Raw genomic sequence first — 20,993 nt, 5'->3', positions numbered from 1 at the left:
CGTCTACTCGATTCCGGCAAAGAGTTGCCACAGCTGGTCCTGCCGCGGTGGCTCGGCCACGATGCGGACTTGTTCCTTCTTGACGGGGTGCAGGAATTCGAGGCTGCGGCTGTGCAGGTTGATGTTGCCGTCCTCGTTGGCCTGGCGGAAACCGTACTTCAGGTCGCCCCGAATCGGACTCTCCAGTTGCTGGGCCAGCTGCACGCGAATCTGGTGCGGCCGACCCGTTTCAGGCTTGACTTCCAGCAGGACGTTGGAGCCCACCCGTCCGAGCAGTCGGTAATCCAGCACGGCCTTTTTGGCTCCCTGGTGGCGGTTGGAATTGGCCTTGGGCAGCACCTTGCTCACGTTCTTCTTGGCGTCCTTGTAAATGTAACCCTCCAGCCGGCCCTCGATCGGACTGGGTTGTTCGGCCACGATGGCCCAGTAGGTTTTGGTGACCTTGCGGTCGCGGAACAGCTCCGTCATGCGGGAAAGGCCCTTGGAGGTACGGGCGAAGAGGATCACTCCGGAAACCGGTCGGTCGAGCCGGTGGATGGAGCCCAGGAAGACGTCGCCCGGTTTACCGTAGCGCACCTTAATGTATTCCCGTACCAGGTCCATCACCGTCACGTCGCCCGTAGCGTCGCTCTGGCTGAGGTAACCGGCGGGTTTATTGACCGCAATGAGGTGATTGTCTTCGTATAAAACTTGCAGTTGCATGTAGGTGTCTTTTTCTTGCCGGTTCGGCGAAGTAACGCCGGGCGGAGCGGAACGTTAGACCCCGCCCCTAAATATTCTCCCTTTGGAAGATCACACCCTCACTCTCGGATTCAGTCCCTGCCCCAACGACACCTTCATTTTTGATGCGCTGGTGCACGGAAAAATTGATACCGAAGGCTTACGCTTCGAGCCCGTACTTGAGGATGTGGAAGCCCTAAACCAGCGCGCACTGCGCCGGGAACTGGACGTAACAAAGCTCAGCTTTAACGCTTTCGGACATGTCACGGCGGCCTACCGGCTGTTGAACGCCGGTTCGGCCCTGGGGCGCGGCGTGGGGCCACTGCTCGTGCGCGCGGGCGGCAAGGGGGATGTGCCGGAGGGCTTTGTACCCGCTACCGTGGCCATCCCCGGCCATTATACCACGGCAAACTACCTTTTGGACCTGCTCTACCCCACCCTGCTGGATAAAACCGAAGTACTGTTCAGCGAGATTGAAGACGCGGTGCTGGCGGGCACCTACGAGGCCGGACTCTTGATCCACGAAAACCGATTCACCTACGCCGAGCGCGGTTTGCAGAAAATCGCCGACTTGGGAGAGGTGTGGGAAGAACGTACCCAACTGCCCATCCCACTGGGCGGCATCGCCGTGTCACGGTCGCTGCCGCCGGACGTACAGGCGCGCATGGACCGCGTCATGCGGCGCTCCGTGCAGTTTGCCCTGGACCATCCCGCCGAAAGCCAGGCTTACGTGCGCCGTTACGCCCAGGCCATGGACCCCGCCGTGATGCGGGCCCACATTGAACTCTACGTGAACGATTTTACGGTTGATCTGGGCGAGGAAGGTCGGGCGGCGGTGCGTCACTTCCTCAACGACGGCCGCGTCAAGGGCGTGATACCCCCGGGACTGGACGACTACATTCTCTAGTTTTCCGTTTCTTTGCCGACGTACCCAAAAAAAGTGAGTCCAGCATGGTCAAGCAATCTTTCCGCTCCGGCGTCCTCCACGGTGACGAAGTAACCGAAGTATTTAATTACGCTCAGGCGAACCAGTTCGCCCTGCCGGCCGTCAACGTGACCAGCAGCAGCACCGTCAACGCCGTCCTCGAAACGGCCCGCGACGTCAACAGCCCCGTCATCATCCAGTTCAGCAACGGTGGGGCGCAGTTCTTCGCCGGCAAAGGACTTAGCAACGAGAACGAAAAGGCGGCCATCGCCGGCGGACTCAGCGGAGCCATGCACGTACACACCATGGCCGAAGCCTACGGCGTACCGGTCATCCTGCATACCGACCACTGTGCTCACAAACTCCTGCCTTGGATCGACGGACTGCTCGACGCCGGGGAGAAGTTTTACGCCAAGCGCGGCTTCCCCCTCTACTCCAGCCACATGCTTGACCTGAGCGAGGAGCACATCGACGTGAACCTGGAAACCAGCAAGCGCTACTTCGAGCGGATGTCGAAGATCGGCATGACCATCGAGATCGAGCTCGGCGTCACCGGCGGAGAGGAAGACGGCGTCGACAACACCGGCGTCGACAGCAGCCGCCTGTACACCCAGCCCGAAGAAGTCTTCCAGAGCTACCAGACACTCAGCGCGGTCAGCAACCGCTTTACCATCGCCGCCGCTTTCGGCAACGTACACGGCGTGTACAAGCCCGGCAACGTGGAACTGCGGCCCATCATCCTCAAGAATAGCCAGGAGTTCGTCAAGGAAAAGCTCAGCCTGAAGGAAGACCCCATCCACTTCGTATTCCACGGCGGATCGGGTTCCAGCCAGGAGGAGATCCGGGAGGCCATCAGCTACGGCGCGGTCAAGATGAACATCGACACCGACCTGCAGTGGGCGTACTGGGATGGCGTGCGCAAATTCGAAGCCGCCAACCGCGACTTCCTCCAGGGCCAGATCGGCAACCCCGAAGGCGACGGAAAGCCCAACAAGAAATACTACGACCCCCGCAACTGGATCCGCAAAGCCGAGCAGTCCTTCAACGAACGCCTCAAGCAAGCCTTTGAAGACCTGAACTGCGTTGACGTTCTGAAGAGCTAGTCGGCCAACCGCCTATAATACCTTTAGACTTTGCCTTAGAATACGGCTGAAGGCGGCAACGGCAGATCCCAACCACCATACTTTGTAGTGCAGCGACACCCCGGCCAGCGGAGCGGAGGTGTCGCTGCTCATTGTAGGTGACCGCGCCCGGTGGGTACCGGGTACGGATTATCTTTGGCCGTGCTTTGGCTACTTCTTATCCTGCTGTCGGCGTGCGCAGTGGGCGTTATTCATACCTACGTCCTCTATCCGGTAGCCGTACAGTGGGCGGCGGCGCGCCGGTGCCATGTTCAGCCGCCACCGAAAACGGTGGAGCGGTGGCCGTCGGTTGCCGTCCTGATGGCCGTCCATAACGAGGCGCGCATTCTGCCCCGCAAGCTGCGTTCACTGGAACGGCAGGATTACCGGGGGCGGTTGCAATTTTACTTCGCTTCCGACCTGAGCACCGACGGCTCGGATGAATTGCTGCGGCAATTCGCCGCCGCGCAACCGGCGGGGAGCTGTCAGGTGGTACGCAACCCCCGTCGCCTGGGTAAACCCGCGACCGTGAATGAATTGTACCGGCAGTTGCCGTCGGAACCGGAAGTGCTGATATTGACCGACGCCAGCGTAATCCTCTACCCGGATACCATTACCGAACTGATCCGCCCCATGGTTGAAGATGCACGCGTGGGCGTCACCGATGCCCGGGTGCGTCATACCGGAACCGATAGCGGGGACATCAGTGACCTTGAGGACCGCTACATACGGGGGGAGGTGGCACTGAAGGAGGCCGAGAGCTGTGTCTTCGGCCGGTTCATCGGGCCGTTCGGCGGATGCTGGGGCCTGCGCCGGGAGCTCTATACGCCGGTGCCACCGAGCTTTTTGGTCGACGACTTCTTTCTCTGCATGGGGGCATACGCCCGGGGTTGGCGGGGCGTAAGCAGTCCGCGGGCCGGGGTGGAGGAAGGCGTTGGTCAACGGCTCCGGGATGAATTCCGCAGAAAGCGCCGCATCGGTGCCGGCAACTGGCAGAATCTGGTCTATTTTCGCCGCCTCTGGTGGCCGCCCTTCGGGTCGGGGCTGGCGTTCGCCTTTTTCAGTCACAAGGTCTTGCGCTGGCTTACGCCGCTTTTTTTACTTACCGGCCTGGCCTGCGTGGTCGGGCTGGGGTTCCTGACGGGCAACTATTGGGGTACCCTGGCGTTTCTGCTGCTGTTGGCCCTGCTCTGCACCCGCGTCCGCGCACTCCGGTACTTTATGGCCATGAATGCGGCACTGCTGCTGGGTTTGATTGATTATGCAAATGGAATACGAACGAATGTCTGGCAACCTTCTCACCGAAGCCACGAAGATGGAACACGCTGAAATCCGCGCGAAACTCAATACCATTGAGGAAGCCGTAGCGGATATCCGGGCGGGAAAGGTCGTCATTGTCGTCGACGACGAGGATCGGGAGAATGAGGGCGACTTCGTCTGCGCCGCCGAACGGGTGACGCCCGAGATCATCACCTTTATGGCTACCCACGGCCGAGGCCTGATATGCACTCCGATCGAGGAATCACTGGCCGAGGAACTGGACCTACCCCGTATGGTCAACACCAATACCGACATCCACGAAACGGCCTTCACGGTCAGCATCGACCTGATCGGCCACGGCTGTACCACGGGCATCAGCAGTTACGACCGCGCCACCTGCATGCGCCGCCTCACGGAGCGGAGCGCCCGGCCATCTGACTTCGCGCGGCCCGGCCACGTCTTCCCCTTGCGGGCGGTCAAGGGCGGCGTGCTGCGCCGTACGGGCCACACCGAAGCGGCCGTCGACCTGGCCCGGATGGCCAACCTCTTTCCGGCCGGCGTGGTGGTCGAGATCCTGAAGCCGGACGGCACCATGGCCCGCCTCCCGGAACTTATCCAACTGGCCGCCCAGCACGATCTCAAGATCGTCACCATTGAAGACCTGGTGGCTTACCGGCTGCGCACCGAGCGTCTGGTGGAATGTGAATTCAGCATGGACCTGGAGACCCGCTACGGACCCTTCCGGCTGCACGCTTATCGGCAGACCACCAACGAGGACGTACACCTGGCCCTGACCCACGGTCAGTGGCAGATCGACGAGCCGGTCCTGACGCGCGTCCACAGCAGCACCAGCAGTCGCGACCTGCTGCACAGCCTCCTGAGTGGCTACAGCACGGGCTTGCGCGGCCCCCTGGAGAAGATCACCGCCGCGGGCAAGGGAATCCTGTTGTTCATGCGCCCTCACCAAGACGCGAACGACATCATTGCCGGCTTGCGTCTGCTGAAGTCACGGATGCAGGACGGCAAATCCGTCAACCCGCCCGAGCCGCGCAGCGAGGAGCAGCGTGACTTCGGCATCGGCGCCCAGATCCTGCGGGACCTGCGGGTAACCAAGTTGCGGGTACTCAGCAACTCGCCCAAACAGCGGGTGGGCCTGGAGGGCTACGGGCTGGAGATTGTCGAGTTCGTATCCATGTAGGCGCCCCACCGGAAGATTTTCGTCGCCCGCTCAGTCGGTCACCACGGGTAACGAAAGAATGTATATTTGCGCAAAATTGACAGTACCCTATGGGACGTGCATTTGAATACCGCAAGGCGCGGAAGATGAAGCGCTGGGCCGGCATGGCCAAGGCCTTCACCAAGGTCGGACGTGAGATCAACATCGCTATCAAGGAAGGTGGCCCCGATCCCGATTACAACCCCCGCCTGCGCCTGGCCATTGCCAACGCCAAGGCGGTCAACATGCCCAAGGCCAACGTCGACGCCGCCATCAAGCGCGCTACCGACAAGGACTCGGCCAACTACGACGAGGTAACTTTTGAAGGTTACGGACCCCACGGAATCGCCATTCTCGTGCAGGCCACTACCGACAACAATAACCGCACCGTGGCCAACATCCGCCACGTGTTCTCCAAATACGGAGGAAGCATGGGCGTCAACGGCTCGGTCGACTACATGTTTGAGCGTAAGGGCCAATTCCGGGTGAAGAAGGATAACTTCAAGCACGACCTGGAAGAGATCGAGCTTGAACTGATCGACGCCGGTCTTGACAGTCTGGTCGTGGAAGACGAGGAGATCGTATTCTACACCGCCTTCGAGGATTTCGGCAGTTTCCAGCACGAGCTGGAGGAGCGGGGCATCGCGGTCGACAACGCCGAACTGATCTACCTGCCCAACCATACCAAAACGCTGAGCGATACCGAAGCCGAAGCCGTGATCAAACTCATCGACATGCTGGAAGAGGATGACGATGTCGCCAACGTCTTCCATACCATGGACGAAAGCGAAGAATGAACGATACCGTCCCCCCTACCCACCTTTCCGAATACCTGACCGCTGCTGAATTACCCGCCTGGGAAGAATGGCCGTACCGCGTCTGTTCTCCCGGCCGCGTCAACCTGATCGGTGAGCACATCGACTATACCGGGGGACTGGTACTGCCGGCGGCCATTGATTACAGCCTGTACTTCGCGGTGCGGACGCTGGACGAGCCCATGTGGAAGCTACACGCCGTCGACCTTGGCCAACAACTGGAAGTCGCGCTGCCCCTCACCGGCCGTACAGAACACCTCTGGGCCAATTACCTGGTCGGCATTGGGGTACAATTTCAGGACCAGGGGCACCTGCTTCCCGGAATGGAGATCGTCTTTGGCGGTAACCTGCCGAGTGGTGCCGGGATGAGCAGTTCCGCCGCCCTGGAGGGTGGGATGGCCTTCGTGTTGAATGAGTTGTTGCAAGCTAAGATGAGCCGCCCCTTGCTGGCCGCGCTTTGCCAACGGTCAAGCAACACTTTCCTCGGCATCCCGTGTGGGGTGATGGACCAGTTTGCCAGCCTGAACGGCTCACCGTCCGGACCCATAATCCTCAATTGCCACACGCTTACCAGCGAGCCGGTCAAGAATGACATAGAAGGGTACACGTTCCTGTTGGTTAACAGCAAGGTATTGCACGACCTGAGCGACGGTGCCTACGGCATTCGGGTGGCCGAGTGCCAGGAAGCCCTGGAGGTGGTGCACGCTACTTTTCCGCGAATCAACCATTTGAGCGCCACCTTACCCGATCAGTTGCAGGTCGTGGCGGAAGAAATGGAGGAGACGCCCCGCAAGCGGGCCCATTATGTTGTCGATGAAAACACGCGGGTCAGTCGGGCCGTCATTGCGCTCGAAGCGGGTAACGCAGCGGAATTCGGTGAACTGCTCAACGCCACCCACGCCGGGCTGCGCGACCTGTACGAAGTAAGCTGTCCGGAAATTGATTTTCTGCAGGAGCGCGCCCTGGGCATCGAAGGCGTAGCCGGTTCCCGTATGATGGGAGGCGGATTCGGGGGCTGTACCATCAACCTGGTTCGCGACGACCGCATTGCAGCATTCAAGCAGGAACTGACGGAAGCGTATCGGTCGGCCTACGGGCTCACCCCGGAGTTCTACCCCGTACACATCACGGCAGGCACCCGCTTCGTCTAGAGTACCCGTTGTAGGGCGCGTTCGATGGAGGCGGCGCCGCGTAGTCCGATCTCGGCGATCTTGCCTTCGCGGTCGATGAGGAAGGTGGCCGGAATGCCCCGCACGCCGTACTTGGCCGAGGCTTCGCCGCTCCAGCGCTTTAGTTCGCTGCCGTGGTTTTCCCAGATGAGGCCGTCCTGCTCGATGGCGGCTACCCATTTTTGCCGCTGGTTGTCGCGTGCCACTTCGAGTTGCTCGGGCGTAAGCCGCGCGGCCTGGTTATCGTCGATACCGTCCAGGCTCACGCTGTAGATCGTGAATCCCTGGTCCTTATACTTATTGTAGACCTTAACAACATTGGGGTTTTCCCGGCGGCACGGTCCGCACCACGCAGCCCAGAAATCCAGAAGCACGACCTGGCCGCGGAGGTCGGACAGGACCACTTTTTCACCCTCCGGATTTTGCAGTACCAGGTCCGGGGCGGGCTGGCCGGGCTGGATCAGTTCCTGGCTTTTAGCGAAGGCGATCTGCTGCTTGAGCTGCTCCAGGTAACGGTTGTAGTTATCCCGGCTGGGGTCGCCCTCGGGCAGCCGTTGCACCACAGCCTCGTGTACGGGTAGGCCGGCTTCCCCCGCGCGTTGCAGCGCGCGGAAGGCCACGTAGGCGGCGGTATAGTCGTTGTTTACGGCGCCGATCATCTCCTGAAATTCATCCAAACCGGCTACTTCCTGAATTCGGTTCATGGTGGTCACCGTTTCCGCGGCATCGGCCGATCCGGTGACGGAGAAGTCGTAATTGCCAAAGGTGGACAGTTTCCCCTCGATCTCGACCGTACCGTCAGCGTCATCCAGGGCCAGGGTGGCTTTCTGTGCCCCTACCCGGATTTGATACAGGCCGTCCGACAGCGGCTCGGCGAACGAAAAGGAGAAATGGCCGCCGTCGTCGATAGGCGTGTTGCGCAGCATTTCCTGTTCCCCGGCAATGGTGATACGGTCCAGGTTGGCCGACAGGCCATTGGCATTCTCCAGGTGAACGTTGATGGTAGTACCGTCGGCGTTACCCGCGGAGTCGCAGGCGGACAGCAATACGGCCAACAGACCGAGAAGCGGCAGAAGCGAACGGGTCATCAGCATGGTTTTAGTAAGGAAGGAAATTGGCGCGCTTTTGGTTGAATCAGCTTTCCAGGATTACCGCCAGGGTATCGTTGTGTCGCATCTCCCAGGCGAGCAGTTTTCCCCAGTCCTGTCCGTCCACGGTGACGTCGTCGCCCTGCACGCGTCCGATCACCTGGAAGCCGATACCGTGCTCGTGGAGCAGGTCCTCCAGATCACCGGTCTGCGATTCATCCGCCGTGGCGACGATCCGACCCTGCGCTTCCCCAAAGAGAAAGGCGTCCTTGCGGATCTCGTTCGAGGTTTCAATCGAGAAGCCGTGGCCACCTGCAATTGCGCTTTCGCAGAGTGCCTGGAAAAGACCACCGTCGCTGACGTCGTGCGCGCTTTTGACGTGCTTTCCCCGAATAGCCGCCAATATGGCACGGTGTACTTTTTGTTCCTGCTCCAGGTCGAAGTGCGGCACGGAACTGAATTCAATGCCGTGGATAGTCCGCAGGTACTCCGACGAGCCGAGGTCCTCGACCAGGTCGCCGATCAGGTAGATGACGTCGTCCTGCTCCTTGAAGGAGAGCGACATGGTGCGCTTCAGGTTATCGACGATGCCCAGCATGCCGATGGTCGGCGTCGGATAGACCGGCTCGATGCGGCCGCCTTCGTACTGCGACTGGTTGTAGAAACTGACGTTGCCGCCGGTTACCGGTGTGTTGAAGGCGCGGCACGCTTCGCCCATCCCCTTGATCGCGTTCACGAACTGGTAGAAGGCTTCGGGATTGTAGGGATTGCCAAAGTTCAGGCAGTTGGTGATGGCCACCGGCTCCCCGCCGGAGCAGGCGATGTTGCGGGCGGCTTCGGCGACGGCGATCATGGTACCGACGTAGGGATCGGCGTATACGTAGGCCGAGTTGCAATCCGTGGTCACCGCCAGGGCCTTGCCCGTGCCCTTGACGCGCACCAGGGCCGCGTCCGAGGGTTCGTTTTCGGTGATGCTGTTGGTGCGGACGGTCCCGTCGTACTGGTCGGTGATCCAGTGCTTGGACACCAGGCTGGGCGCCTTGAACAATCGCTCGGCCACCTCACGCAGGTCATTCGGCTCGGGCACCTGGTCGATGTGGAACTTATCCACCTTGTCCAGGTAGGCAGGGCGACGCGTTTCGCGCTCATAGACCGGGGCACCGCCGCCCAGGACCAGGGGTTCTGCGGGAACGTCGGCCACGATCTCGCCGCCGGCGTAGAATTCCAACCGACCGGTATCGGTCACCTCGCCAATCTGTTCGCACTCCAGGTCCCACTTGTCGAAGACGGCCAGCAGTTCCTTTTCGCGCCCCTTGTGGCAGACGATGAGCATACGCTCCTGACTTTCGCTGAGCAGAATTTCCCAGGGCTTCATGTCGGCCTGACGAGTTGGCACCTTGTCGAGGTCGATTTTCATTCCCGTGCCGGATTTGGCACTCATTTCCGAGGTGGAGCAGGTGATGCCCGCAGCCCCCATATCCTGCATCCCGACTACCGCGCCGGTGGCAATGACTTCGAGGCTGGCCTCGAGCAGAAGTTTTTCCTGGAAAGGATCGCCCACCTGCACGGCGGGGAGGTCCTCGGCGCTGTCTTCCGTAAGGTCAGCGGAGGCGAAAGTGGCTCCGTGGATGCCGTCCTTTCCGGTGGCTGAGCCCACGATGAAGACCGGGTTGCCCGGTCCGTCGGCCGCGGCCGAGACGGTTTCCCCGACGCGTACTACGCCCACAGACATGGCATTCACCAGGATATTCTGATTGTAGCTGGGGTGGAAGTAGACTTCCCCACCCACCACTGGCACGCCGAAGCAGTTGCCGTAATCGCCGATGCCCTTGACCACGCCGGCCACCAGGTGCTTGGTGTGGGCCAGCTGGGGGTCGCCAAAGCGCAGGCTGTTAAGGGAAGCAATGGGCCGGGCCCCCATGGTAAAGATGTCGCGGTGGATTCCGCCGACACCGGTGGCGGCACCCTGGTAGGGTTCGATGGCCGAAGGGTGGTTGTGGCTCTCAATCTTGAAGGCACAGGCGAGGCCTTCCCCGATGTCGACGAGTCCGGCGTTCTCTTCTCCGGCCCCGACCAGCAGCCGCTCGCCGTCGCGGGGCAGCGTCTTCAGCCACATGATGGAGTTCTTGTAGCTGCAATGCTCGGACCACATGACCGAAAAGATGCTCAACTCATTGAAGTTGGGCGTGCGCCCCATGATCTCCACGATCCGGTGGAATTCATCGCTGGTGAGTCCGAGATTCTTGGCGACCTCGACGTCTACGTTAATATTATTATCTGCGGCCATGGGCGGGGTTTTATAAGGGCCCAAAAGTAGGGAAAAGTAGTGACCCACCCCACGCAAGTGGACCGGTTCTGAAGTGGCGACCTGACGGGCTGCCGTCAGGCGTCTGACATTTTGACGGTCGCGGCGTACTGGCACAGTCTTCGTACCCCATGGGCAGCCGTAAGGGTATCCTTGCAGCTGAGAACAATCCGATTGTAAAACCAAAACATCCTATACATGAAGCCGATCAACGATCGAGTAGTGGTAAAACCCGCCCCCGCCGAAGAAAAGACCAGTGGTGGCATTATTGTCCCCGACACCGCCAAGGAGAAGCCCCAGCGTGGTGAAGTCATTGCCGTAGGCCCCGGAAAGGAAGGTAATGCCATGACCGTAAGCGTAGGCGATATCGTCCTCTACGGCAAATACTCCGGTCAGGAGCTCAAGCACGAAGGGCAGGATCTGCTCATCATGCGCGAAGATGACATCCTCGTCATCCTGTAGGACACCCCCCTACCCCATTATTACAACCATAACTAAAACTATATATCACTATGGCTAAGGACATTAGCTTTGATCGCGTAGCCCGCGAAAAACTGCGTGCCGGCGTTGACGCCCTGGCAAACGCCGTAAAAGTGACGCTCGGCCCCAAAGGTCGCAACGTCGTCATTCAAAAATCATTCGGAGCTCCGCAGATTACCAAAGACGGTGTAACCGTCGCCAAGGAAGTAGAGCTTGAAGACCCGGTCGCCAACATGGGCGCCCAAATGGTAAAGGAGGTCGCCAGCAAAACGGCCGATATCGCCGGAGACGGTACCACTACCGCCACCGTGCTGGCCCAAGCCATGATCCAGGCCGGCCTGAAGAACGTAACCGCCGGAGCCAACCCCATGGACCTCAAGCGCGGCATCGACCTCGCCACCAAAAAGGTGATCGAGCACCTCAAGACCCAGAGCGAAGTAGTAGGTAACGACTACAGCAAAATCCAGCAGGTTGCCGCCATCTCCGCCAACAATGACAACGAGATCGGCAGCCTCATCGCCGACGCCATGAAGCGCGTCAGCAAGGATGGCGTTATCACCGTCGAGGAGGCCAAGGGTACCGACACCTACGTAGAAGAGGTGATGGGTATGCAGTTTGACCGTGGCTACCTGAGCCCCTACTTCGTGACCGACACGGAGAGCATGACCACTGAGTACGAGAACCCCTACCTGCTGATCCACGACAAGAAGATCAGCAATATGCAGGATATCGTGCCCATCCTGGAGCAGGTCATCCAGAGCGGCCGTCCCCTCCTCATCATCGCCGAAGACATTGAGAGCCAGGCCCTTGGCGTCCTCGTCGTAAACCGCCTGCGCGCCCAGCTGAAGGTCGTAGCCGTCAAGGCTCCCGGCTTCGGTGACCGTCGCAAGGCCATGCTGGAAGACATCGCCGTCCTGACCGGAGGCACCGTCATCAGCGAGGAGAAGGGCTACAAGCTCGACCAGACCACCCTCGACCTGCTCGGCAGCGCCGAGAAGATCACCGTTGACAAGGACAACACCACCATCGTGAACGGTGGCGGCGACGAAAGCCAGATCACCGGCCGCGTCAACCAGATCAAGCAGCAGATCGAAACCACCACGTCCGACTACGATCGTGAGAAACTGCAGGAGCGCCTGGCCAAGCTGGCCGGCGGTGTTGCCGTACTCTACGTCGGAGCCGCTACCGAAGTGGAAATGAAGGAGAAGAAGGACCGCGTCGACGATGCGCTGCACGCAACCCGTGCCGCCGTTGAGGAAGGTATCGTAGCCGGTGGCGGTGTCGCCCTGGTGCGCGCCATCGACAGCCTGGAAGGACTGACCGGCGAGAACGAAGACCAGAAAATTGGTATCCAAATCGTCCGCAAGGCGCTGGAAGCTCCCCTGCGTACCATCGTCGACAACGCCGGTGTGGAAGGCAGCGTAGTGCTGCAAGCCGTCCGGACCAACACCGGAAGCTACGGCTACAACGCCCGTACCGGTGAGTACGAGGACCTGAAGGCAGCAGGTGTCATCGACCCCACCAAGGTGACCCGTATTGCCCTGGAGAACGCTTCGTCGATCGCCGGAATGGTACTTACCACCGAATGTGTGATCAACGACATGCCCGACGCTGACGGTGCCGGAGGAGGACACTCCCACGGCGGCGGTATGCCCGGCGGCATGGGTGGTATGATGTAATCATTCGCCCCAAATTACATTTGGAAGACCCCGGTCGGCAACCGCCGCCGGGGTTTTCCTATTATGTCAGTGCCTGTACGCTTGGTACAGTAATTTCACCGCACATGGAACTCGAAGAGGGTAAGGAAAAATTCATCGAAGCCTGGGGCGCACTGGGCAGCTCCTGGGGCGTCACCCGTACCATGGCCCAGATCCACGCCCTGTTGCTGGTGGCCAGTGATCCGTTGAGTACGGACGATATAATGGACGAACTGCAGATCAGCCGCGGTAATGTCAACATCAATACCCGCATGTTGCTGGATTGGGGACTGGCGCACAAAAAGCTGATTCCGGGCGAGCGCAAGGAATTTTTCGTCGGAGAAAAGGATATGTCCAAGGTGGTTAAGAACATCATCATAGCCCGCAAAAAACGCGAGCTGGAACCGATGCTGCGGTTGCTCGACGACCTGACGGGTGTGCACGGTGACGGCCCCGATGCCCGGGAATTCCGGGAAGTGATCAAGGACTTAAAACTGTACAGTCACAAGGCGGACTCCGCCCTCGCTGCCCTGGTCAAGGTCGACAGCAACTGGTTCTTCTCCACTTTCCTGACCATGATCAAGTAACCGGTCTACTCGAGGCGCTCGATGACCATCCACCCGCCCTTCGCTTCGTTGGACGTCAGGGTGAAGCGGCGATCATAGGGTGGCCGTAGGATTTCCGAACGTTGGGTTCCCAGGTGACCGACCACGGTAACGCGCCGGACCGGCTGTTGGCGGCCGTCGGGAAGACTGAACGTCACCCGCCCCGCGGTCGGCACGTAGATCAGGAAATTTCCAGAGGTATCCGCCGCCGCAGTAGCACCGGTCGGATTGTCAGGTCCGAGAATGTCGTTGCTCCGCCGCAATGCGCTGAACGATACTTTTTGTTCCACGGTGCGAACTGCCCGCAGTCCGTTTAGCGCACGCTGACTGAAAGATGGATATGCCACCCGCCCGTTACCGTCGAGCAGCTCTCGGTTGAAGCTGGCTACCGATTGTACAGTCACCGCCATAGCATCAGCCTTAAGGGTATCGACGATCAACCCCCTGGTCACAGCTTTGGCCAGACCCGTTATTACCTTTGAACTGTCAAGGTATACCGGATTGAGGCGCAAGTAGTTGCCACCGTTTACCTGCAGTCGTTCCACCAGCTGCAACAACTCCTCTGCGGTATAGTCTACGCTGTAAGCATCGACCCCGATAAGCAGTTCCGGCCCCGCGGCATCATCTAGGAAGCGGCCATCCGCGGTAAAGGCGATGTCGGATAGCTGTAATGCTACAGCACCCTGGGGCGGCGGGTCGCTGGTGCAATTCATCAGCAGACAACAGCAAGAAAGGATGGTTACGAAGAAATGGCGCACCCGCAAATGTAGAGCCGCTTACCGATACGGCACCCGCGTGGAACCGACCAAAACACGAAAACGGGAAGGATCGGTGCCCATCCACAACCTCTCTCCTTTCCCGACGTTAGCGCGTAAAGTATTCTTGCATGTCCCGAAGGAAAATTGTCGTTGCCGTAGGCGGTAGCAGTGGCTCGCTTTATGCCAAGGTCCTTTTTGACCGTTTACTGGAACTGAATTCAAATTGGGATAATGTTGGAGTAGTAATCACTGAGAACGGCAAGTACAACTGGAAATTCGAGTTGGGCGACGAGGAGTGGCGGAATTATGGCTTCGACTACTACGGGCAGCGGGATTTTACGGCTCCATTCGCCTCCGGTTCCGCACAGTACGGCACCATGATCGTGTGCCCGTGCAGCATGGGGTTGATGGCGAGAATTGCCTCCGGGATCAGCACGGACCTGATCACCCGCGCGGCCGACGTCATCATGAAGGAACGACGGCGGCTGATCCTGGTACCGCGGGAAGCACCCTACAGCCTGATCCACCTCCGCAACATGACCTCGATTACGGAGGCCGGGGGAATCATTTGCCCGGCGGTACCTTCTTTCTACGGCAAATCCGACACCCCGGAAGACATCGTCCGCACTGTCGTCGACCGCGTGCTGGATTTGGCGGGCTTCGACGTGCCGGACACCTTTCGCTGGGGCAGCAAGGAAGACGACGTCCTGGGGTAGCTTCGCGTACCGCCATTACCTTATTTGATTACCTAGAATATTATGCCGCAACACGATCTCACCTTGGCCCTCCCTACCCTCATGGGACTGGAGGATGTACTGGCCGAAGAAGCCCGAGCGCTAGGCCTGACCGAGGTAGAGACCGGCCGGCGGGTAGTGACGGCAAAGGGGAACATGGACCTGGTCTACCGGGCCAACCTGGAGCTGCGGACTGCCGTCCGCGTCCTGGTCACGCTGGACACCTTCCGCGTCACCTACGAGCAGTCGCTTTACGACCGGCTGCGGGCCACCAATTGGCGGCCCTATCTTGCTCCGGAAGGCAGTCTGCTGATCGACGTGGTTGACCCTGGCCGCTGGTTCCGCAACACCCACTTTATTGCCCAGCTGACCAAGGACGCGATCGTGGACCAGTTCCGCGACAAGTACGGCACCCGACCGTCGGTTGACAAGGGACAGCCCGACCTGCGCATTCACCTGCGCATCGCGGGCGAGGGGGAGGTAACCCTGAGCCTCGACAGCTCCGGCGACGGCTTGCACCGACGGGGCTACCGGAGACGGACCGGGGAGGCTCCCATTAATGAGGTGCTGGCCGCCGGCATGCTCGCCATCGCCGGGTACCGGGGGGAACAACCCTTCGTAGATCCGATGTGCGGATCGGGCACCATCCTGGCCGAAGCCGCCATGAACGCTACGCACCGGGCACCGGGATTGCTGCGTTCCTTCGGTTTTGAACGCTGGCCCGACTTCGACCAGGCCACCTGGTCGTCAATTCGTCAGGAAGCGCTCAACCGCATTCGGACCGCGCCCTTTGCCATCCTCGGGGCGGATATCGACGGCGTAGCGATCGCCATCAGTCGGGCAACCCTCGATCGGGCCGGGGTACTGCCCCAGGTGACTTTACGCCAGTCGGCTTTCGCCGAACTTCAACCGCCGGATGGGAAAGGCGGAGGCCTGTTGGTCACCAACCCGCCTTACGAACTGCGCATGCAGACCGGCGACATCGAGGGCTTTTACCGCGAGATCGGCGACACCTTCAAGCAACACTGGGCCGGCTATACTGCATGGCTCATTTCGGCCAACCCGTCGGCGGTAAAGAGCGTGGGCCTACGCACCAGCCAGAAAGTGCCGCTGATGAATGGCCCGGTGGAAGCCCGATTCTGCCGCTACGAACTCTACGCGGGAACGGCCTCCTGATTTACGGACTCTCCCGTTCCTGGGTTTTTTCACCGAAGAACGGTTCTAACATAGGTTGTACTTTAATGCCCTCAAGTACAAGCTATGCAACGACAATTACTCCTACTGCTACTGGTTTTTTCAATCAGCCCCCTGGCCCGTGCCCAGGATATGCCACAGGAAAAGGCGCGAATGATTGAATCAATCACCTCCCGCGAAGGGAAGCTCACCGAAATGTCCGACGCCATCTGGGCCCTGGCCGAAACCGCCTTCGAGGAAGAGGGATCGGCAAAGATCCTGGCCGACTACGCCGAGCAACAGGGCTTCCGCGTAGCGCGTAATCTGGCGGGTATGCCCACTGCCTTCACGGCCGAGTACGGATCGGGGCAGCCCATCATCGGTATCCTGGGAGAGTTCGATGCCCTGCCGGGGATCAGCCAGAAAGCCAGTCCCACGAAAGACCCCCTGAAAGCCGGCGCTGCCGGTCATGGCTGTGGTCACAACCTCTTCGGCGTCGGCAGCCTGGCGGCGGCCGTAGCGATCAAGGAGGCCATGGACCGCGGCGAGGTCAGCGGCACCATCCGGTACTACGGCACCCCCGCGGAGGAGAAATTCTTCGGCAAACTGTACCTGGCGCGGGAGGGCTTCTTCGACGACCTCGACGTATGCATGGACTGGCACCCAGCCGACGAGACGGAAGCGGACGTGCAGAGCTCCCTGGCGCTGGTGGACTTCATAGTGGAGTTCCGCGGGCAGGCTGCTCACGCCTCGGGCGATCCTTGGAACGGCCGCAGTGCCTCGGACGCTATGGAACTGATGTCGGCCGGCATAAATGCCTACCGTGAGCACGTGCGGCCCACCGTACGCATCCACACCCACATGCAGCAGGCGGGCGACGTGGTAAACGTGGTGCCGGACTACGCCAAGTTCTGGGTACGCGTCCGCGACAGCAAGCGCGAAGGCATGTTGGCCACCTACGAACGCGTCAAGCAAATCGCGGAGGGAGCGGCCATGATGGCCGACGTGGACCACGAGATCAGCCTGGTCAGCGGACTGCACGAGGTGCTGGTCAACCGAACCGGTGGCGAAGTGATGCAAAAGAACCTGGAACTGCTGGGGGACATCACGTATACCCAGGAGGAGATCGACTTTGCCCACGGAATCCAGGAGGCTACCGGTAAAGAGAAAAAGGGACTGGACGGCGCGATACACGAACTGAAAGAAACCAAAGAGCATCCCGGCGGCGGAAGTACCGACGTAGGCGATGTGAGCTGGCTGGTACCCGAGGTACGCCTCGGTGTGACCACCGCCCCGATCGGCACCCCCTGGCACAGCTGGGCGGTAGTAGCCTGCGGTGGCATGAGTATCGGGCACAAGGGGTTGATGCAGGCGGCCAAAGCCCTGGCACTTACGGCATATGACCTGTATAAGTCACCCGAAACGGTAGCGGCGATGAAAGCGGAATTCCGGGAGCGTAAGGGTGAGGCCGTGTACGAGGCCATCCTGCCGGCGGGACCTCCCCCGATCCCCACCAAGAAGTAGGCCTAGCGGGCGGCGTGGATCAGACCGCCGCCCACTACGTCATCTCCTTCGTAAAATACCGCGCTCTGGCCGGGGGCTACTCCGCGTACGTCGGCGAAGAAATCTACCGCCACTTGGCTGGGCGACAGTTGAGATACCTGACTTAGGGTACCGGCATCCTTATACCGCACCTTGGTCACGAGTTCCAGACCGTCGTCCGGGAGGGTGGCATACTTCTGAAGGGTGATGCCGCCGACCAGCATTCCGTTTTTCACCAGGGCGTCTACCGGACCCAGGGTTACGGTATTGCTTTCAGCATCGATCTTGGTTACGTACATGGGCTGCCCGAAGGCCTGTCCGAGCCCCTTACGTTGGCCGATGGTATAGAAGGGGTAGCCGTCGTGGGTGCCGATCACCTCCCCAGCGGTGTTGATGAACTTTCCACCGGCGACCTGTCCTTCGAGTTCGGGCAGCCGGCGTTTGAGGAAGCCGCGGTAGTCGTTGTCGGGAACGAAGCAGATTTCAAAGCTTTCGGCTTTTTTGCTCAGTTCCTCGTAGCCGAAATCGTAGGCCAGTTGGCGCACTTCCGGTTTGGTCATGTGACCGAGGGGGAAGCGGCTGCGGGCCATGCATTCCTGGCTGAGGCCCCAAAGGACATAGCTCTGGTCCTTGCGGTCGTCGGCGCTCTTGCGCACATGCCAGCGGCCGGCGTCGGTTTGGTTGAGTTGGGCGTAGTGCCCTGTGGCGATGAACTCGCAGTCCATAGCGTCGGCCCGCTTCAGCAGGGCGCTCCACTTGATATGGGTATTACAGAGCACGCAGGGATTGGGCGTCCGGCCGGCCATGTACTCATCCACGAAGTTGTCGATCACGTGGTCGCCGAACTCGTCGCGGATGTCGATAATGAAGTGGGGGAAGCCCATGTCGACGGCCACGGAGCGGGCGTCGTTGATGGAATCGAGGCTGCAGCAGCCGGTTTCCTTTTTTGACCCCCCGGAATTGGCATAATCCCAGGTTTTCATCGTTATGCCTACAACCTCGTAGCCCTGCTCGTGCAGGACCATGGCCGTAACCGTGCTGTCGATACCGCCGCTCATGGCGACCAGCACGCGTCCTAATTTGCTCATACTGAATTGATTTTCGCACGGGTTCAAGGGCCCGGCCAAAACGGAGAGCAAAGGTAACGGTTTGGGGCGGGGGGAAGTTGCTATCTTTACCAATCATGCCCGCATTCACCTATTACCAGCAGTTTGAGGAAATGGACTGCGGCGCCGCCTGCCTGAGGATGGTAGCCAGGGCGCACGGGCAGGAATACGGGCTGGAAGAACTGCGGGAGCGCACCCGCATCAGTCGGGAAGGCGTAAGCCTCTTGGGCATCAGTGAGGGTGCCGAAAGCATAGGACTGCAAACTCTGGCGCTGCCGGCCAGCCTCCAGCAACTCGAGGAGGAAATCCCTCTACCCTGCATCCTGCCCTGGAAGGGCGATCACTTCGTGGTCCTCTACGCCGTCAAGGACGGACGATTTTTCGTGGCTGATCCGGATCCCGCCGTGCAGCGCGTGGAACTCGATCGCGTGGCCGTCATCGACGGCTGGTCGCACGGCGTAAGCGACAGCAACGAATACCTCGGGAACGTGCTGGTGCTGGAGCCCACCCCGGCCTTCCGCCAGCGCCAGCCGGTGGGCAACGACGAAAGCAGCATCCGCTACGTGCTGCAGTACGTCCTCAACTACAGCAAGCTGCTGACCAACCTGGGCGGGGGCCTGCTGTTGGCCCTCCTGCTACAGCTCGCCATGCCCTTCCTGCTTAAGAGCATGGTCGACTTCGGCATCGTGCTCAACGACCCGCACTTCATCGCATTGGTGGTGGTGGCCCAGGGTGTACTGCTGCTAACCATGATCCTGCTTGGAGCACTGCGACAATACATCCTGACCCACATCGGGGGGCGGGTCGACGTAAGCCTGGTCAGCGATTACATAAGCAAGCTGACGCGATTGCCGATGGCGTTTTTCGACAGCCGCAGCCGGGGCGACATCTTCCAGCGACTCAGCGACCACGAGCGCCTGCAGGAATTCATGACCGGCACCACCCTGTTGCGGGTGTTCAATCTCCTCAACTTCGTTGTTTTCGCCCTCGTACTGGCGATTTGGAACCTGACCATCTTCGCCATCTTCCTGGTCGGCACCCTCTTCAATTTCCTGTGGGTGGGCTACCTGCAACGCAACCGGCGCGAATTGGATTTCCGCTACTTCGAGCAATCGGCCCGCAACAAGGAGCAGCTGATGGAGATCATCGAGGGAATCGAAGAGATCAAGCAGAACGACGCGGCCCGGCACAAGCGGTGGGCGTGGGAACGCCGCCGGGCCGGTCTGTACCAGACCCGGTTAAAGTTGAACAAGCTGGATCAGTACCAGCGTACCGCAGGTAACCTGATCGATACGGTCAAGAACCTGGCCATCACCCTGGTAGCCGCCCTGGCCGTAGTAGATGGTTCGCTCACCATTGGTGCCCTCGTAGCCATTCACTACATCCTGGCACAGCTGAACAGTCCGATCGAGGACCTGAGCGAATTTTTCCGTGGTTACCAGGAGAGCGCCATCAGCCTGGAGCGGATGAACGAGATCTACAATAAGGAGGACGAACACTCGGGCGACAGCCACCGACTGAGCGTGATCCCGGGAGAGGGGCACCTGTCGCTCAACAACGTTTCCTTTCGGTACAATTCACCCGGTGCCGCGCTGGTGCTCAATCAGGTCAACGCCGACTTTCCCGCCGGCAAGATTACGGCTATCGTAGGCTCCTCCGGCAGCGGAAAATCCACCCTGCTTAAATTGCTGATCGGCTTTTACCAACCCCAGGAAGGGGAAGTACTTCTTGACGGCACCAAGCTCAGCAGCATCGACCCTTCCTTCTGGCGCAAGAATATGGGCGTGGTCAGTCAGGACGGCTATATTTTCAGCGATACGGTAGCCCGCAATATAGTGATGGGAGAAGGCGTGATCGACGAGCACCGCCTGCTGCGGGCTGTCAAGATTGCCCAGGCCGAGCGCTTCATCGAGCGCCTCCCGGAAGGCTACCACACGCGCATCGGAGCCAGTGGCGTAAGCCTCAGCAAGGGCGAACAGCAGCGCCTGCTCATCGCGCGGGCCATTTACCACCAGCCGCCTTTCGTATTCCTCGACGAGCCCACCAGCGGATTGGATGCCTTTACGGAAGTGACCATCATGGACAACCTGTTTGAGTACCTCCGGGGGTCGACGGTCGTAATCGTAGCCCACCGCTACGCCACCTTCGAACAGGCCGACCACATCATCGTCGTAGAGGACGGCAGGGTGGTAGAACGCGGCAGCCACCACGACCTGATGGCCGAACGCAGTAACTACTACCGCCTCGTCAAGAACCAAACCCTGCTCGGCAGCTAAGCT

The 20,993-nt window shown here is 60.1% G+C and carries 18 protein-coding genes; 13 read left to right on the top strand and 5 right to left on the bottom strand.

Annotated features, from left to right (window positions below):
- Positions 1-3: 3 nt before the first annotated feature.
- Positions 4-702, bottom strand: a complete 699-nt coding sequence (locus E4021_RS02045; RefSeq protein WP_136456229.1) for an RluA family pseudouridine synthase — start codon at positions 700-702, stop codon at positions 4-6.
- A gap of 82 nt (positions 703-784) precedes the next feature.
- Between E4021_RS02045 and E4021_RS02040 the strand changes: the two genes are divergently transcribed.
- The 6 genes from E4021_RS02040 (at position 785) to galK (ending at position 7,208) form a co-directional block, all read left to right on the top strand.
- Positions 785-1,627 carry a menaquinone biosynthesis family protein gene (locus E4021_RS02040; RefSeq protein ID WP_136456228.1) on the top strand — a complete coding sequence of 281 codons (843 nt, stop codon included), beginning with the start codon at positions 785-787 and terminating at the stop codon, positions 1,625-1,627.
- A 44-nt stretch (positions 1,628-1,671) separates the two neighbouring features.
- Positions 1,672-2,748 (top strand): class II fructose-bisphosphate aldolase, encoded by a 1,077-nt coding sequence (fbaA, locus tag E4021_RS02035; RefSeq protein ID WP_136456227.1) that lies wholly within the window; start codon positions 1,672-1,674, stop codon positions 2,746-2,748.
- A gap of 180 nt (positions 2,749-2,928) precedes the next feature.
- Complete coding sequence (locus E4021_RS02030; RefSeq protein WP_136456226.1) at positions 2,929-4,095, top strand: glycosyltransferase; 1,167 nt, start codon at positions 2,929-2,931, stop codon at positions 4,093-4,095.
- A complete protein-coding gene (gene ribB / locus E4021_RS02025; protein WP_136456225.1) occupies positions 4,049-5,224 on the top strand; it encodes a 3,4-dihydroxy-2-butanone-4-phosphate synthase in 1,176 nt (391 codons plus the stop codon). The genes E4021_RS02030 and ribB overlap by 47 nt, the downstream gene beginning before the upstream one ends.
- An 89-nt stretch (positions 5,225-5,313) precedes the next feature.
- Entirely contained in the window at positions 5,314-6,039 is a 726-nt protein-coding gene (locus tag E4021_RS02020) for a YebC/PmpR family DNA-binding transcriptional regulator (protein WP_136456224.1), read from the top strand.
- On the top strand, positions 6,036-7,208 hold the full coding sequence (galK, locus tag E4021_RS02015) for a galactokinase (protein ID WP_136456223.1): 1,173 nt from the start codon (positions 6,036-6,038) through the stop codon (positions 7,206-7,208). Before E4021_RS02020 ends, galK begins: the two co-directional genes overlap by 4 nt.
- Here the strand turns inward: galK and E4021_RS02010 are convergent.
- Both E4021_RS02010 and purL read right to left on the bottom strand, forming a co-directional pair.
- Positions 7,205-8,314 (bottom strand): TlpA family protein disulfide reductase, encoded by a 1,110-nt coding sequence (locus E4021_RS02010; protein WP_246050196.1) that lies wholly within the window; start codon positions 8,312-8,314, stop codon positions 7,205-7,207. The genes galK and E4021_RS02010 overlap by 4 nt on opposite strands.
- A 46-nt stretch (positions 8,315-8,360) precedes the next feature.
- Positions 8,361-10,601 carry a phosphoribosylformylglycinamidine synthase subunit PurL gene (purL, locus tag E4021_RS02005; protein ID WP_211096945.1) on the bottom strand — a complete coding sequence of 747 codons (2,241 nt, stop codon included), beginning with the start codon at positions 10,599-10,601 and terminating at the stop codon, positions 8,361-8,363.
- 216 nt (positions 10,602-10,817) lie between these two features.
- Between purL and E4021_RS02000 the strand changes: the two genes are divergently transcribed.
- From E4021_RS02000 to E4021_RS01990, 3 genes are all read left to right on the top strand, one after another.
- Entirely contained in the window at positions 10,818-11,081 is a 264-nt protein-coding gene (locus E4021_RS02000) for a co-chaperone GroES (RefSeq protein WP_136456221.1), read from the top strand.
- Positions 11,082-11,131: 50 nt separating this feature from the next.
- Entirely contained in the window at positions 11,132-12,778 is a 1,647-nt protein-coding gene (groL, locus tag E4021_RS01995; protein ID WP_136456220.1) for a chaperonin GroEL, read from the top strand.
- Between the two features lie 104 nt (positions 12,779-12,882).
- Entirely contained in the window at positions 12,883-13,383 is a 501-nt protein-coding gene (locus E4021_RS01990; RefSeq protein ID WP_136456219.1) for a GbsR/MarR family transcriptional regulator, read from the top strand.
- A gap of 5 nt (positions 13,384-13,388) precedes the next feature.
- On the opposite strand, the gene E4021_RS01985 is transcribed toward E4021_RS01990, so the two are convergent.
- Positions 13,389-14,159 (bottom strand): hypothetical protein, encoded by a 771-nt coding sequence (locus E4021_RS01985; protein ID WP_136456218.1) that lies wholly within the window; start codon positions 14,157-14,159, stop codon positions 13,389-13,391.
- Positions 14,160-14,287: 128 nt separating this feature from the next.
- Here E4021_RS01985 and E4021_RS01980 point away from each other — a divergent pair, with 128 nt between their 5' ends.
- From E4021_RS01980 to E4021_RS01970, 3 genes are all read left to right on the top strand, one after another.
- Positions 14,288-14,875, top strand: coding sequence for a UbiX family flavin prenyltransferase (locus tag E4021_RS01980; protein ID WP_136456217.1), 588 nt, complete (start codon positions 14,288-14,290; stop codon positions 14,873-14,875).
- A 42-nt stretch (positions 14,876-14,917) separates the two neighbouring features.
- Positions 14,918-16,069 carry a THUMP domain-containing class I SAM-dependent RNA methyltransferase gene (locus E4021_RS01975; protein WP_136456216.1) on the top strand — a complete coding sequence of 384 codons (1,152 nt, stop codon included), beginning with the start codon at positions 14,918-14,920 and terminating at the stop codon, positions 16,067-16,069.
- A gap of 84 nt (positions 16,070-16,153) precedes the next feature.
- A complete protein-coding gene (locus E4021_RS01970) occupies positions 16,154-17,590 on the top strand; it encodes an amidohydrolase (protein WP_136456215.1) in 1,437 nt (478 codons plus the stop codon).
- A 2-nt stretch (positions 17,591-17,592) separates the two neighbouring features.
- Here E4021_RS01970 and mnmA read toward each other — a convergent pair whose 3' ends face one another.
- A complete protein-coding gene (mnmA, locus tag E4021_RS01965) occupies positions 17,593-18,696 on the bottom strand; it encodes a tRNA 2-thiouridine(34) synthase MnmA (RefSeq protein ID WP_136456214.1) in 1,104 nt (367 codons plus the stop codon).
- Between the two features lie 95 nt (positions 18,697-18,791).
- Here mnmA and E4021_RS01960 point away from each other — a divergent pair, with 95 nt between their 5' ends.
- Positions 18,792-20,990, top strand: a complete 2,199-nt coding sequence (locus tag E4021_RS01960) for a peptidase domain-containing ABC transporter (protein WP_136456213.1) — start codon at positions 18,792-18,794, stop codon at positions 20,988-20,990.
- Positions 20,991-20,993: the final 3 nt, after the last annotated feature.

It is taken from the genome of Neolewinella litorea, assembly GCF_004803465.1.
In the GTDB taxonomy this organism is placed as follows: domain Bacteria; phylum Bacteroidota; class Bacteroidia; order Chitinophagales; family Saprospiraceae; genus Neolewinella; species Neolewinella litorea.
Note: the sequence above shows the minus strand (reverse complement) of the source record. Positions and strands in the feature narration are given on the sequence as shown.

Excerpts from the sequence above, each read along its gene's own strand:
- E4021_RS02045 (WP_136456229.1), bottom strand. The coding sequence starts at position 702 with ATGCAACTGCAAGTTTTATACGAAGACAATCACCTCATTGCGGTCAAT.
- fbaA (WP_136456227.1), top strand. The coding sequence starts at position 1,672 with ATGGTCAAGCAATCTTTCCGCTCCGGCGTCCTCCACGGTGACGAAGTA.
- ribB (WP_136456225.1), top strand. The coding sequence starts at position 4,049 with ATGTCTGGCAACCTTCTCACCGAAGCCACGAAGATGGAACACGCTGAA.
- E4021_RS02020 (WP_136456224.1), top strand. The coding sequence starts at position 5,314 with ATGGGACGTGCATTTGAATACCGCAAGGCGCGGAAGATGAAGCGCTGG.
- galK (WP_136456223.1), top strand. The coding sequence starts at position 6,036 with ATGAACGATACCGTCCCCCCTACCCACCTTTCCGAATACCTGACCGCT.
- E4021_RS02010 (WP_246050196.1), bottom strand. The coding sequence starts at position 8,314 with ATGACCCGTTCGCTTCTGCCGCTTCTCGGTCTGTTGGCCGTATTGCTG.
- purL (WP_211096945.1), bottom strand. The coding sequence starts at position 10,601 with ATGGCCGCAGATAATAATATTAACGTAGACGTCGAGGTCGCCAAGAAT.
- E4021_RS02000 (WP_136456221.1), top strand. The coding sequence starts at position 10,818 with ATGAAGCCGATCAACGATCGAGTAGTGGTAAAACCCGCCCCCGCCGAA.
- groL (WP_136456220.1), top strand. The coding sequence starts at position 11,132 with ATGGCTAAGGACATTAGCTTTGATCGCGTAGCCCGCGAAAAACTGCGT.
- E4021_RS01990 (WP_136456219.1), top strand. The coding sequence starts at position 12,883 with ATGGAACTCGAAGAGGGTAAGGAAAAATTCATCGAAGCCTGGGGCGCA.
- E4021_RS01980 (WP_136456217.1), top strand. The coding sequence starts at position 14,288 with ATGTCCCGAAGGAAAATTGTCGTTGCCGTAGGCGGTAGCAGTGGCTCG.
- E4021_RS01975 (WP_136456216.1), top strand. The coding sequence starts at position 14,918 with ATGCCGCAACACGATCTCACCTTGGCCCTCCCTACCCTCATGGGACTG.
- E4021_RS01970 (WP_136456215.1), top strand. The coding sequence starts at position 16,154 with ATGCAACGACAATTACTCCTACTGCTACTGGTTTTTTCAATCAGCCCC.
- mnmA (WP_136456214.1), bottom strand. The coding sequence starts at position 18,696 with ATGAGCAAATTAGGACGCGTGCTGGTCGCCATGAGCGGCGGTATCGAC.
- E4021_RS01960 (WP_136456213.1), top strand. The coding sequence starts at position 18,792 with ATGCCCGCATTCACCTATTACCAGCAGTTTGAGGAAATGGACTGCGGC.